The sequence below is a fragment of the Bradyrhizobium sp. AUGA SZCCT0105 genome (genome assembly GCF_018129565.1).
Taxonomy (GTDB): domain Bacteria; phylum Pseudomonadota; class Alphaproteobacteria; order Rhizobiales; family Xanthobacteraceae; genus Bradyrhizobium.
Genome location: NZ_JAFCMK010000001.1, coordinates 1,574,723 through 1,589,289, shown reverse-complemented (window position 1 = coordinate 1,589,289; position 14,567 = coordinate 1,574,723). Strand labels below are relative to the sequence as shown.

Genomic DNA, 14,567 nt, shown 5'->3' with positions numbered 1-14,567 from the left:
GACAACAACCGAAATGATGTGCAGATGTCGTGTGGCGGTTTGCCTGTGGCGGCGCCGGCCCGTAAACAGGTAGATGTGTCGACGGCATCGGCGAGAGCGGACTGCCGGGTTTTGGTTTGCGGGATCACATGGTTGGGCGTGCCGCGAGGGTTGGCGACGTAGCGAGGCGCGTGCTTTTGTCGGGCATCGGCCTTGGCGCGCTGGCCTGCGCGCTGCTGACGGACGCCGCGGCCCGCGCCGAGAGCCTGCCCGAAGCCATGGCCAAGGCATATCAGACCAATCCGCAGCTCAATGCCGAGCGGGCACGTCAGCGCGCGACCGACGAGAATGTCCCGCAGGCGCTGGCCGGTTACCGCCCCCAGATCACCGCCGGCCTCTCGCTCGGCCTGCAGGCGGTGCGCGACCAGTTGCCCGGCAACGTGATCCAGGGCGCGACGCTGAAGCCCTGGCAGATCGGGGTCACCGTGACCCAGACCCTGTTCAACGGCTTCAAGACCGCCAACAGCGTCCGCGTCGCCGAATTGCAAGTGCAGTCCGGCCGCGAGGCCCTGCGCAATGTCGGTCAGGGCGTGCTGCTCGACGCCGTCACCGCCTATACCAACGTGCTGGCCAACCAGACCCTGGTCGAGGCGCAGCGCGCCAACGTCGCCTTCCTGAAGGAGACCCAGGCGATCACCCAGCGCCGTCTCAATGCCGGCGACGTCACGCCGACCGATACCGCGCAGGCCGAGGCCCGGCTCAACCGCGGCCTGTCCGATCTCAACGCCGCCGAGGTCAACTTTGCGATCAGCCAGGCGACCTATGCGCAGGTGGTCGGCAGCGCGCCGTCGCAATTGCGTCCGGCCGAGACCATCGACCGGCTGCTGCCGCGCAGCCGCGAGGATTCGATCGCGCTTGCGGTGCGCGAGCATCCGGCCGTGATGGCCGCGGGCTTCGACGTCGACGTCGCCTCGACTTCGATCCGCGTCGCTGAGAGCAGCCTGATGCCGAACGTCACCCTGCAAGGCAGCGTCAGCCGCAGCCGCGACAGCGACCCCACGCTGGGTACTTTCGGGACCGACCAGGCCTCAGTGATCGGCCAGGTCACGCAGCCGATCTATGACGGCGGCACCGCGGCCTCGCAGACCCGGCAGGCCAAGGAAGTGGCGGCGCAGAGCCGCCTCGTGCTGGACCAGGTCCGCAACCAGGCCAAGACCGCCGTGGTCAGCGCCTGGGTCGCCAATGAGGGCGCCAAGATCGCGGTGTCGGCCTCTGAGTCCGAGGTGAAGGCCGCGGAGGTTGCGCTCGCCGGCGTGCAGAAGGAAGCCGCCGGCGGCCAGCGCACCACGGTCGACGTGCTCAACGCCCAGCAGGATCTGATCACGGCGCGGGCCCGGCTGATCGGCGCGCAGCGCGACCGCGTGATCGCCTGCTATACGCTGCTCAGCGCGACAGGACGCCTCGACGTCAAGACGCTCAATCTCAAGACGCCCGACTATCTGCCCGAGGTGCACTACCATCAGGTGCGCGACGCCTGGCACGGCCTGCGCACGCCGTCGGGACAATAGGCTTTGGGGAACCGTTCGCACTGCGAACCGGCCCTTTCCGCCCGCTCTCTCCGCCGATAACCTCCGCCCTGCCGGCCATCAACAATGCCGGTGCGCGGAGTGCGCGCATAACAGCCGAGCACGCAGGGAGACGTCCAATGCTGACGCGACGCAGTATGATGCTGGCTTCCATCGCAACGGGAGTGACCATGACCAGCAGCAACGCATTTTCCAAGGCATCGCAACCATCCACGCCAGTGAACTTCGACGTGCCTGCCGGTGCCTGCGACTGCCACACCCACATCCATGGCGATCCTGCGAAATTCCCGTTCTTCGCCGGCCGCGTCTACACGCCGGAACCGGCCTCGCCGGAGGAGATGAGCGCGCTGCACAAGGCGCTGCATGTCGAGCGCGTGGTGATCGTGACGCCGAGCGTCTACGGCCCCGACAATTCGTCGACCCTGTTCGGCATGACGGCGCGCGGTCCCACGGCGCGCGGCGTCGCCGTGATCGACGACAAGACCAGCGAGAGCGATCTCGACGCCATGCAGAAGGCCGGCTTCCGCGGCATCCGCCTCAACCTCGCGACCGGCGGCGTCAACGATCCCAATGTCGGCCGGCAGCGCTTCTCGGCCGCGGTGGAGCGGATGAAGGCGCGCGGCTGGCACGTGCAGCTGTTCACCAGCCTCGCCATGATCTCGGCGATCAAGGACCTGGTCGCGGCAGCGCCTGTGCCCGTGGTGTTCGACCATTTCGGCGGCGCCGAGGCCGCGCTCGGCACGGGCCAGCCGGGGTTTGACGACCTGCTCGCGCTGGTCAAATCCGGCAAGGCGTATGTCAAGATTTCCGGCGCCTACCGCGCCTCCAAGCTCGCGCCCGACTATGCTGACGCCGCGCCGCTGGCGAAAGCGCTGATCGCGGCCAATGCCGAGCGCATCGTCTGGGGCACCGACTGGCCGCACCCGGATTCGGTGACGCCCCAAGGCAAGAAGGTCACCGACGTCACGCCGCTGTACCAGATCGACGACGGCCGCCTCCTCAACCAGCTTCCGGTCTGGGCGCCGGACGCCGCGGTGCGCAAGACCATTCTGGTCGACAATCCGGCGCGGCTCTACGGCTTTACCTGACGTTGTCCTTCGGCCGGCGCGAGAAGTAGGAGATCAGGACCGGCAGCGTGATCAGGATCACCAGCGGCGCCAGCATCATGCCGGTGACGACGACGATGGCGAGCGGCTTCTGCACCTGCGAGCCGATGCCCTCCGACACCGCCGCCGGCAACAGGCCAATGCCGGCGACGACGCAGGTCATCAACACCGGACGAAGCTGCAGTTCGCCGGTACGGATCACCGCGCGCATCCGATCATAGCCCTCGTCGATCAGCTGGTTGAACTGCGACAGGATGATGATGCCGTCCATCACGGCGATGCCGAACAGCGCGATGAAGCCGATCGCCGCCGACACGCTGAACGGAATGCCCGAGATCAGCAGCCCGAGCACACCGCCGAAGATCGCCATCGGGATCACGCTCATCGCGAGCATGGTGTCGACCATCGAGCCGAAATTGAGGAACAGCAGCACCGCGATCAGCACGAGGCTGATCGGCACCACGATCGACAGCCGCTTGATCGCGTCCTGCAAATTGCCGAACTCGCCCACCCATTCGATACGCGAGCCGGGCGGCAACTGGACCTGCTCGTTGACCTTCTGCTGCGCCTCCAGAATCGCGCTGCCGAGGTCGCGGTCACGCACCGAGAACTTGATCGGCAGATAGCGCTCCTGCTGCTCGCGATAGATGTAGGCCGCACCCGAAATCAGCTTGATCGAGGCGACCTCGCTCAGGGGGATCTGCGTGACCCCGCCATTCGGATTCGTTGCACCGATCCGCAGGTTCTGGATCGCCTCCGCGCTCTTGCGATATTCCGGCGCAAGGCGGACAATGATCGGGAAGTGCCGGTCGCTGCCGGGTTCATAGAGATCGCCCGCGGTGTCGCCGCCGACGGCGACCTTGATCGTGGCGTTGATGTCGCCAGGCGACAGGCCGTAGCGCGCCGCCCGCACCCGGTCGACGTCGATCTGGACGGTCGGCTGGCCGAGCGAGGTGAACACTGCGAGGTCGGTGACGCCCTGCACGGTCGACAGCACCGATTTGATCTTGTTGGCGGTGTCGGTCAGCGCCTGCAAATCGTTGCCATAGAGCTTGATCGAGTTCTCGCCCTTCACGCCGGACACCGCCTCCGACACGTTGTCCTGCAGGTATTGCGAGAAGTTGAATTCGACGCCGGGGAACTTGTCCTGCAACTGCGCGAGCAATTGCGCGGTGAGGACGTCCTTGTCATGCGTGCCCGGCCATTCGCCGGCCGGCTTCAACGGCGCGAAGAATTCGGCATTGAAGAATCCGGCGGCGTCGGTGCCATCGTCGGGGCGGCCGTGCTGCGACACCACCGACACCACCTCGGGACGGCTGCTGATCAGCTTCCGCATCTCGTTGACATAGGCGTTGCCTTCCTGCAGCGAGATCGTCGGCGGCAGCGTGGCGCGGATCCACAGATTGCCCTCTTCCAGCTTGGGCAGGAATTCGAGGCCGAGGAACCGCACGAAGATGATCGTCATGACCACGAGGCCGGCCGCACCGGCCATCACGATCTTGCGGTTGGCGATCGCCCAGTTCAGCGCCGGCAGGTAGATCGCATCGAGCTTCTTGACGATCCAGGTTTCGGTCTCGTGGATATGCGCCGGCAGGATGAGCGCGCTCAGCGCCGGCGTGATCGTAAACGTCGCCAGCAATCCGCCCGCCAACGCATAGGCATAGGTTCGCGCCATCGGCCCGAAGATGTTGCCCTCCACGCCGCCCAGCGTGAACAGCGGCAGGAACGCGGCGACGATGATGGTCGCGGCGAAGAAGATCGAGCGCGAGACGTCGGCCGCCGCCGACAGGATCGCATGGCTCTTCATGCCCATCACCGTGTCGTCGGAGATGTGCTCGCGCTCGGCTTCCGACAGTGCCGTGGTCTGCGACAGCCGACGGAAGATCGCCTCCACCATGATCACGGTGGCGTCGACGATCAGGCCGAAATCGATCGCGCCGACCGAGAGCAAATTGGCGGATTCGCCGCGCAACACCAGGATGATCACGGCGAAGAACAACGCGAACGGGATCGTCGCGCCGACGATCAGCGCGCTGCGGAGATCGCCGAGGAAGATCCACTGCAACAGCACGATCAGCAGGATGCCGACCACCATGTTGTGCAGCACGGTGTGGGTGGTGAGCTCGATCAGATCCTTGCGGTCGTAGATGCGCTCGATCTTGACGCCCGGCGGCAGGATCGAGGAATTGTTGATCTGGTTGACCAGTTGCTCGACGCGGGCAATGGTCGGCGAGCTCTGCTCGCCGCGGCGCATCAGCACGATGCCCTGCACGATGTCGTCGTCATTGTCGATGCCGGCGATGCCGAGCCGCGGCTTCTCGCCGATCGTCACAGTGCCGACGTCCCTGACCAGCACCGGATTGCCGCCTGATTGCGAGATCATGGTGTTGGCGAGATCGTCGATCGAGCGGATCAGGCCGACGCCGCGCACCACGGCCGATTGCGAGCCGATGTTCACGGTGTTGCCGCCGACATTGATGTTGGCGTTGGAAACCGCCTGCAGCACCTGCGGCAACGTCAGGCCGTTGGCGACCAGCTTGTTGAAGTCGACCTGGATCTCGTAGGTCTTGGTCTTGCCGCCCCAGCCGGTGACGTCGATCACGCCGGGCACCGCGCGGAAGCGGCGTTGCAGCACCCAGTCCTGCAGCGTCTTGAGGTCGAGCACGCTGTAGTTCGGCGGTCCCTTCAGCCGGTAGCGGAAGATTTCGCCGATCGGGCTGGTCGGGGAGATGCCGGGCTGCACGTTGCCGGGCAGCGGCGCGAGCTGCGACAGCCGATTGAGCACCTGCTGCAGCGCCTCGTCATAGGTGTAGTCGAAGGAGAACTGCAGCTTGACGTCGGAGAGGCCGTACAGCGAGATAGTGCGGATGGTCTTGAGGTTCTTGATGCCGGCGACCTGGGTCTCGATCGGGATCGTGATATAGCGCTCGATCTCCTCGGCCGAGAGGCCCGGGCTCTGCGTCACGATGTCGACCATCGGCGGGGTCGGATCGGGATAGGCCTCGATGTTGAGCTGCTTGAACGCAAACAGGCCGCCGATGATGACGACGACGAACATGGCCACCATCAAGTAGCGGCGATTGACGGCAAGGGCGACGAGGCGATCCATTCAGATCGGCACTTTCAACGGAGAGGATTTTTCTTGGTGAGCATGGTCTCCGCGCAAACGTGTTCCGCGTTTGTCGCGAGGGAAAGCCGGTTCCCACTTTTCCGGATCATGCTGCTAGGTACCTGATGCGGCGCGGTCGATGAAGAGGCTTCCCTTCGTCACGATCTGCTCGCCCGGCTTGAGATTGCCGGCGACCTCGACGAGGTCGCCATTGATGAGGCCGGGCTTGATCTGGCGCAGCTCGATGGTCTTGTCGTCGGCCTTCGCGATCCAGACGCGAACCTGATCGCCCTCGTAGATCAGCGCCTGTTTCGGCACGCCGACCGCCGGGTGGTCGCCCTTCGAATACAGCGTCACATTGGCGAACATCTCGGGCTTCAGCCGATTGTCGGCGTTGTCGATGGTGGCGCGTACCAGGAGCCGGCGCGAGGTCGCGTCGATCGCCGCGGCGACATAGTTGACCCGGGCGTTCAGCACCTTGCCGGGCAGCGCCATCACGCTGAAGCTGAGGTCCTGCCCGACTGCGACATTGTCGGCGTCGGATTCGCGGACAAAGGCGATCAGCCAGACCGTCGAGAGATCGCCGATCACATAGACCGGGTCGCTGGCGCCGGTCGAGACATACTGGCCGGGACCGGCCTTGCGCTGGACCACGGTGCCGCCGATCGGCGCGAACACCGTCGTCTCCGGATTGAGGCGGCCCTTCTGCTGCAATGTCGTGATGGCTTCGTCGCCGAAACCGAGGATGTGCAGCTTGTTCTGCGCGGCTTCCAGCAGCGTCTGCGCCGAGCGCGCATCATTCTGCGCCTGCACCAGCGCCGCCTGCGCGGTCTGATAATCCTTCAGCGGGATTGCCTTGCCCTCGGACAGGTCCTTGGCGCGCTTCTCCTGGATCTGCGCCAGGTCGAGCGCCGACTGGGCCTTGTTGAGGCCGGTCGTCGCGGCGACGTAGTCGTTCTGCGCCTGCACGGTGTCGGCCGCTTCGATCACGAACAGCGGCTGCCCCTTCACCACGGTATCGCCCGGCCGCACCAGGAGGCGGGTGACCCGCCCGGTATAGGGCGAGTAGACCGGGGTGGAGCGGTCCTCGTCGATCCCGATCTTGCCCTCGGTCACCAGTTCGGAGCGGAAGGTGTGCTCGGCCACGGTCTGGAAGGTCAGGCTGGCCCACTCGGCCGGCGATGGCGCATAGCGCGTGCCGCCCTTGCGGGACTGGCTGGAGACTTCCGACGGTGCCTGCTTGTCCGAGCCGAACCGCGTGTAGCCATAGGCGCCCGCGCAGGCGACCACCAGCACCGCCGTGGCCACGAGCAGGCGCGGGCGGCTAAAGCTCTGCATTCGCTTGATAAACTCTTTCAGCATGCGGTCCGCGGGGTCGATCGTTGCAGCTTCCGGCGGGACAACCCCAGCGGTGCGCTAATAGTGCCGAATTGGCGTTTCAAACAACCTAAAAATCGCTCTTCGGCGGTGCGCGTGGTTAAAGTTCGGATTGCCTGAATGGCGACTGAATGTCTCATCCGGGAAACTCCGGGGCAGCAAACCCTGGGGCGGGAAACTCAGCAGGATGGCTGCCGAGCGGCATCGCCGGGCGGGACCAATGGGCCGGGGTGCGCGACAGGATCGCGGCGTGCCGGACCGAACTCAGCGTGCCAAAGCCGGACGGAAGCCGCTCGATGAAGGGCTGCACCGCATCCGCCTTCAGGTCCTCGGTGGCAAGACCTCCTTCGAGCCGGCCGAGATTCCACAGCCAGCGCCCGGTTTGCGCCAGCGACAGGCGGACGTGCCAGCTGCCGCCCTCGCGCGCCTGGCGTGCCCTGGCCATCATGGCGCCGAACGCCATGAAGTATCCGGTGGCGTGGTCGAGCATCTGGGCCGGCAATTCCTTCGGTCCGTCGACGCCGGCGGCCTGCCCCTCGGCGTGATTGAAGCCGGTCGTGGTCTGCACCAGCGAGTCGAAGCCACGCCGCTCCGCCCATGGACCGGCATGGCCATAGGCCGAGAGCGTCACATAGACGATCCCGGGATTGATGCGGGCCGCCTCCTCCGGCGAGAAGCCGAGCCGCGCAATCGCCTGCGGACGATAGCCCTGCGAGACAATATCGGCCTGCGCGACGAGACCGCGCATCACGGCCCGCCCCTCCTCACTGCGCAGTTCGAGAAAGCTCGTCAGCTTGCCGCGGCCGGTGTCGATGGTGAGCCAGGGGATATCAGGCAGATCGGGACCGGAGATCAGCAGCACGTCGGCGCCGTGCGCGGCGAGCGTGCGGCCGGCGACGGGGCCGGCGATCACGCGCGACAGATCGAGCACCCGGATGCCGGCCAGCGGCCGCTTCCCCGCGGGCCACGGCTTTGGCGCGGCCTCGCCGATCTTCTCGATCGAGATCAGCGGCAGTCTTGCAAGTTCTCTTGCGTGCGGCGTCGCTGACCACTCGTCATATGAGCGCATCAAGGCGACGACGCCGCCGGCCGCATAGGCCGCGGTCTCGAACGCCTCGCCGTCCCATTGCAGCAGCGCGGCCTGGACATCGTCGCGCTCGGCGCTGCAGCCGAGCACCTTGCAGACGGCGTCGCGGTGATGCGGGAAATTGGTGTGCAGGCGGACGAAGCGGTTGTCGCGGACACGGTAGACGCCCGCGATCTTGTCCCAGGCCGGCGGCGGCGGCTTGTCGTCGACCCGCAGATATCGCTCGCTGCGACATTCGACGACGGCATGGCGCATGTCGACCGCGACGCCCTGCGGCTCGCCGCTGCGCGTTTTCCAGATCTCGGCCGCCGCAAGGCCCGCCGCGGCAATCGGTACCTGCGCCGCCGCGGCGACCCGAAACGACGACGGCAATTGCGGCTCGCTGCCGGTCAGGGCGACCGCGTCGAGCGCGGACGGCGCGCCACCGGTGCCGGTCCAGACATCGGAAAGGATTTCACGGATGTCCTGCATGCGCATTCCTGTTTGCGATTATTCTATGCCCGAGCATGATGACAAAATGGCAATGCCCGGTCCCCAACCGTCATACCCTATTTGGACAGATCACACTTTCCCGGACCAGGCCTTAGCTCTGCCCGACCCGAACAGGAGTTGCAATGGCTGCCATTGATCCCCTCACCGCCGGCGGCGTCTTCCTCGCGACCGCGGCGACCGACGCGGTCTACGTCATGTTCACCTCGGCAGTCGTCGCGCGCAAGCGCGTGCCGGCCGCGACCTGGAGCAGCGTCTGGTACGTGCTCTCCTCCTATGCGGTGATCAGCTACACCGAGAACTGGCTCTACGTCGCCTTCGCAGCGGCCGGCTCGTGGGTCGGCGCCTATGCGTCGATCACCTTCCTGCACCGCCCACCGGGCGGCCCGCCGGTGGGGGCCGCGGTGGAATAGCAGGCAGCTGCCGAAGAAATCATCCGCTTGCGAATGCAGGACCACGTTCAACCGTCGTCCCTGCGAAAGCAGGGACCCATAACCACAGGTGATCATCGTTACACGACGCTGTGGCCCCAGCGTCTCGAGACAATCAACATTTGTGGTTATGGGTCCCGGGTCGCGCTTCGCTTGCCCGGGACGACACCGAATTTGAGCCGGTTGTAAGCTTCGTGTAAGCATTCGCACGTAAGTCGCGGATGAGCACTCTCGCGGCGCGATCCGCCCGAGGTTTGCTTCGTGTGCCGCCCTCTCCTTGAGAAGAGGGCGCAGGGAAAGCCGGGTGCCGATCGCACCCATGGGCCCCGTGCAAAAGTAGAAAGCACGGGGGTAGGACCACAGGTGTAACCGGAGCAATCCGGCTTTCCCTGCGCGATGGCTTACGGCTTATTTCGTGCTCTCCCCGGCGAGACTGGGCTTGTTTGTCACCGTCTTCACAACGCGCATCGCGCAATGTGAAAAGACACCTACCACTAGGGCGTCAGGACCACACGACTTCACCGTCCGCTTCATCCGCACTCGTCAGTTGCGCAATCGGCGTCCACCGCATCTCGACCCACGTTCGTGACGACCGCGAAGCGCCCCTCGTGTCGGGTGAGACGGGCACATTGAACATCTGAGTTGGGTGCGGCGTCAAGTTAAATTCTGAAAAGCCGAACAAAATTCCGCGAGAGCTTCCGCCGGACCGAAGCCCGGCAGAAGCATCGCGTCATGCGCCCTACTTCAACGCGGCCAGGCCGGCGAGCGAGATCACATAGTCCTGCGAGCCCGAACCGCCGCTGACGCCGATGGCGCCGACGACCTTGCCGTATGCGCTTGGCTACAATGAAAATCGCGTGACGCGAGGGAATATCGAGGTCGCGCAATGCTGCGTGGGTCGCTACAGTCCGCGCGCATCAGAAAGGACATCCGAATGGATCTGGGTTTGAAGGGACGAAACGCCATCGTGCTCGGCGGCACGCGCGGCATCGGGCGGGCCATTGCGGCGACGCTGGCCGGTGAGGGCGTCGGCGTCGCGGTCTGTGCGCGCAATGCCGAGCAGGTTGCTTCCAGCGTTGCCGAGTTGAAGGCTGCCGGCGTGCGTGTCACCGGCGCGGCCGTCGATATCACCGACGCCGCGGCGCTGACATCGTGGATTGCCGGTGTCGCAACCGAATTGGGCAGCATCGACATGATGTTCTCCAATGCGGGCGCGATGGCGCAAGGCGGCGATCCGGCGTCGTGGGAGCAGAATTTCCGGCTCGACGTGCTCGGCGCGGTGAACGCGTTCGAGGCGGCGCGTCCGTTCCTCGAAACGAGCGGCGAGACAACCGGCGACGCGGCCTTCATCATCATCTCGTCGATCTCGGCAGCGCAAGCGGATCGCGCCGGCTCCTACGGTCCGATCAAGGCGGCGCTGGTGCACATGGCGAAGGGACTGGCGCGGCAGTACGCGGCGAAGAAAATCCGCGTCAACGTGGTGTCGCCGGGCACCGTGTATTTCAAGGGCGGCATCTGGAACATGGTGGAGCAGAACACGCCGAAGATTTATCAGGACGCGCTGGCCCGCAACCCGACCGGCCGCATGGCGACGCCGCAGGAGATCGCCAACGCCGCGGTGTTTTTGGCGAGCCCGGCCTCCTCGTTCACGACCGGCTCGAACCTCGTCGTCGACGGCGCGATCTCGAACCGGGTGAATTTTTAAGAGGCACAACTTCACCGTCGTCCTGGCGAAAGCCAGGACCCATTACCCCAACTGTCGTTGTTGGGCGACGCTGGGGCTACAATCCCTGCAACAACAAAGTTCGGTGGTTATGGGTCCTGGCTTTCGCCAGGACGACGTTGGGGAGATAGCGGGCTCAACAGCCACCGTCATCGCGCGATGACTAATGGAAATCCCGTGACGGCGGCAGGATGCGGACGTTGCGGGGGTGGCGGATCCTTTGCGGCGGGTTGTCGCCGTGATCGCGGCTGATGTCGTTGAGCGGCTCGATCAGCGCCGGGCCCGCCGGCACCGGATGCTTGCTGCTGAGGGATTCGTTGGCGAGGCCGATCAGATCGTGGGAGCGGTCGGTCATGCGTTGCGCCACCAGATGCGTCACGCCCTCGGGGCTGCTCTGGATGTAGCCCTCGACCAGGATCAGGCGCGCACCCATCACCTCTTTCCGATACTGCTCCATTACCTTCGGCCACACCACGATGTTGGCGATGCCGGTCTCGTCCTCCAGCGTCATGAACACGACGCCCTTGGCGCTGCCCGGCCGCTGCCGCACCAGCACGACGCCGGCACAACTGACCCGGCGGCGGTCGTTGCTGCGGTTGATGGTGTGGCAGGCGACGACGCGCTCTCTGGTGAACATCTCGCGCAAGAATTCCATCGGATGGCCCTTCAGCGACAGGCGGATGGTCTGGTAGTCGGCGACCACCTGCTCGGGACGCGGCATCTCCGGCAGCGGTTTTGCGCCCTCATCCGGCTGCTCGCGCGCGGTAGCGGCCTCGAACAGCGGCAGCGGCACATCGTCGGGCAGCCGCCGCACCGCCCACAGCGCCTCGCGGCGGTCGAGCCCGAGCGAGCGGAACGCATCGGCGTCGGCGAGCAGGATCAGCGCGCGCTTGGGGAGAGCGGTGTCGCGGGCGAAGTCCTCCAGCGAGGTGAACGGCCGGCGGTTGCGCGCGGCGACGATGCGGTCGGCCCAGTCTTTCTCCCCGTAATTCCGGGGCTCGCCAACGGGTCCGCGCAAAGCGCGGCCCGATGACAGACTCCGCGAGAGCCCGGAATCCATCGGGCCACGTCTATGCTGAGAAATGGATTCCGGGCCTGCACCTGACGGCGCATCCCGGAATGACGATTGTAACTGCTTCAGCCTCTCCTCGTCCTCATCCAGCCAGTGAAATCCGTCGATCTGGCGGAAGCCGAGCCGCACTGCGCAATGCTTCCCGTCGCGCTCCTCCAGCGTGTTCTGCGCAAAGCTGAAGGAGACATCGACCTCGCGCACCGTGACGCCGTTCTTGCGGGCGTCGCCGACGATCTGCGCCGGGGCATAGAAGCCCATCGGCTGCGAGTTGAGCAGGCCGCAGCAGAACGCATCGGGATGATGATGCTTCAGCCATGAGGAGATGTAGACGAGCTGCGCGAAGCTCGCGGCATGGCTTTCCGGGAAGCCGTAACTGCCAAAGCCCTTGATCTGGTCGAAGCAGCTGCGGGCGAAATCCGGATCGTAGCCGCGCGCGACCATGTTGCCGACCAGCTTCTCCTCATAGCTGCCGATGGTTCCGAGGTTGCGGAAGGTCGCCATCGAGCGGCGCAGACCATTCGCCTCTTCCGAGGTGAAATGTGCCGCCTCGATCGCGATCCGCATCGCCTGCTCCTGGAACAGCGGCACGCCGAGCGTCTTGTGCAGCACGTTGTAGAGTTCGTCCTTGTTACCCTGGTCCGGCGCCGGCGCTGGATAGCTGACCTTTTCCTGGCCGTTTCGCCGCCTCAGATAAGGATGCACCATGTCGCCCTGGATCGGACCGGGGCGCACGATCGCGACCTCGATGACGAGATCGTAGAACGTCCGCGGCCTCAAGCGCGGCAGCATGTTCATCTGGGCGCGGCTCTCGACCTGGAACACGCCGAGCGACTCGCCGCGGCACAGCATGTCGTAGACTTCTTTTTCGTCCTGCGGGACGCTGGCGAGCTCCCAGCGCTCGCCCTTGTGGTCATCGATCAGGTCGAAGCATTTGCGGATGCAGGTCAGCATGCCCAGCGCCAGCACGTCGACCTTCATCATATGAAGCGCGTCGACGTCGTCCTTGTCCCATTCGATGAAGGTGCGGTCGTCCATCGCGGCATTGCCGATCGGCACATAGGTGTCGAGCCGGTCCTGGGTCAGCACATAGCCGCCGACATGCTGCGAGAGATGGCGCGGAAATTCGATCAGCTCGGTGGCGAGCTCGACCGCGAGGTTGATCATCGCGTTCTTCGGGTCCAGCCCGGCCTGGCGCACCTGCATGTCGTTGAGGCCCTTGCCCCAGCTGCCCCACACGGTGTCGGCGAGCGCCGCGGTGACGTCCTCGGTCAGCCCGAGCGCCTTGCCGACGTCGCGGATCGCGCTGCGCGGTCGATAATGGATGATGGTGGCGATGATCGCGGCGCGGTGGCGACCGTAGCGGCGATAGACATATTGCATCACCTCCTCGCGCCGCGAATGCTCGAAATCGACATCGATGTCGGGCGGCTCCAGCCGCTCCTTGGAGATGAAGCGCTCGAACAGCAGATCGACCTTGGTCGGATCGACCGAGGTGACACCGAGCACGTAACAGACCGCCGAATTCGCCGCCGAGCCCCGCCCCTGGCACAGGATGTTCTGGCTGCGCGCATAGTGCACGATGTCATGCACGGTGAGGAAGTAATGCGCGTATTTCAGCTCGGCGATCAGCGCGAGCTCCTTGTTCAGGGTGGCGCGAAGTTTTCCGTCGATCTCGCCGCCGAAATATTTGTCGACGCCGGCCCAGGTCAGGTCTTCCAGATGCTGCTGCGCGGTCTTGCCCGGCGGCACCGGCTCGTCGGGATACTGGTATTTGAGCTGGTCGAGCGAGAACGAGATGCGTTTCGCAAAGCGCATGGTCTCCGCGATCGCGGCAGGCCAGTCGCGGAACAGCCTGATCATCTCATGCGCCGGCTTGAGATGCCGCTCGGCATTGGCCTCGAGCCTGCGGCCGACAGCCTCGATCGTGGTCTTTTCGCGGATGCAGGTCAGCACATCCTGCAGCGGACGGCGCGCGGGATGGTGGTAGAGCACCTCGTTGGTGGCGAGCAGCGGCACGCCGGCGTCAGTGGCGAGGCCATGCAGCCGCGCGAGGCGGCGCCTGTCGTCGCCGCGATAGAGCAGGCTTGCCGCCAGCCAGACACCGTCGGCCGCGCTGGCCTTGAGCTGCGCGAGCAGATCAAGCGCTTTTTCCGCCTCGAAACGGTGCGGCAGCGCCAGCACCAAGAGCTGGCCTTCGGCGAAGTCGACGAGATCGGACAGGGCGAGACGGCAGTCGCCCTTCTCGATCCGTTCGATGCCGCCGCCGCGCTTGCCGCGGGTCAAGAGCTGGCACAGCCGGCCGTAGGCGGCGCGGTCGCGCGGATAGACCAGGATGTCGGGCGTGCCGTCGACGAAGACGATGCGGGCGCCGATCAGAAGCTTGGGCGGATGGGCGACCTTGTCGCTGTCGAGCTCCTTCCAGGCGCGCACCACGCCGGCCAGCGTGTTGTGATCGGCGAGCCCGATCACGGGAATCCCGAGTTCGCTCGCCTGATGCACATAGGCGCGCGGATCGGAGCCGCCGCGCAGGAAGGAGAAATTGCTGGTGATGCCGATCTCGGCATAGTCGGGCATCAGATTCTTGTTTTGACGCGTTTTCTTCACGCGA

8 protein-coding genes are annotated in these 14,567 nt (G+C 65.4%); 4 read left to right on the top strand and 4 right to left on the bottom strand.

Going from position 1 to position 14,567, the window contains the following annotated elements:
• Positions 1 to 128 precede the first annotated feature (128 nt).
• Positions 129 to 1,547, top strand: a complete 1,419-nt coding sequence (locus JQ573_RS07185) for a TolC family outer membrane protein (RefSeq protein ID WP_212311083.1) — start codon at positions 129 to 131, stop codon at positions 1,545 to 1,547.
• Positions 1,548 to 1,684: 137 nt separating this feature from the next.
• Entirely contained in the window at positions 1,685 to 2,653 is a 969-nt protein-coding gene (locus JQ573_RS07180; protein WP_212311084.1) for an amidohydrolase family protein, read from the top strand.
• On the opposite strand, the gene JQ573_RS07175 is transcribed toward JQ573_RS07180, so the two are convergent.
• From JQ573_RS07175 to JQ573_RS07165, 3 genes are all read right to left on the bottom strand, one after another.
• Positions 2,646 to 5,780, bottom strand: a complete 3,135-nt coding sequence (locus JQ573_RS07175) for an efflux RND transporter permease subunit (protein WP_212311085.1) — start codon at positions 5,778 to 5,780, stop codon at positions 2,646 to 2,648. The genes JQ573_RS07180 and JQ573_RS07175 overlap by 8 nt on opposite strands.
• Before the next feature lie 114 nt (positions 5,781 to 5,894).
• Positions 5,895 to 7,142, bottom strand: a complete 1,248-nt coding sequence (locus JQ573_RS07170; protein ID WP_212311086.1) for an efflux RND transporter periplasmic adaptor subunit — start codon at positions 7,140 to 7,142, stop codon at positions 5,895 to 5,897.
• Positions 7,143 to 7,293: 151 nt separating this feature from the next.
• A complete protein-coding gene (locus JQ573_RS07165; RefSeq protein ID WP_212311087.1) occupies positions 7,294 to 8,715 on the bottom strand; it encodes a CoA transferase in 1,422 nt (473 codons plus the stop codon).
• 143 nt (positions 8,716 to 8,858) lie between these two features.
• Here JQ573_RS07165 and JQ573_RS07160 point away from each other — a divergent pair, with 143 nt between their 5' ends.
• Together JQ573_RS07160 and JQ573_RS07150 are read left to right on the top strand one after the other, a co-directional pair.
• Entirely contained in the window at positions 8,859 to 9,146 is a 288-nt protein-coding gene (locus tag JQ573_RS07160; protein WP_050626238.1) for a hypothetical protein, read from the top strand.
• A gap of 952 nt (positions 9,147 to 10,098) precedes the next feature.
• Positions 10,099 to 10,869 (top strand): SDR family NAD(P)-dependent oxidoreductase, encoded by a 771-nt coding sequence (locus JQ573_RS07150; protein WP_212311088.1) that lies wholly within the window; start codon positions 10,099 to 10,101, stop codon positions 10,867 to 10,869.
• A gap of 181 nt (positions 10,870 to 11,050) precedes the next feature.
• Here JQ573_RS07150 and JQ573_RS07145 read toward each other — a convergent pair whose 3' ends face one another.
• A complete protein-coding gene (locus JQ573_RS07145; RefSeq protein ID WP_212311675.1) occupies positions 11,051 to 14,533 on the bottom strand; it encodes an error-prone DNA polymerase in 3,483 nt (1,160 codons plus the stop codon).
• Positions 14,534 to 14,567 lie beyond the last annotated feature (34 nt).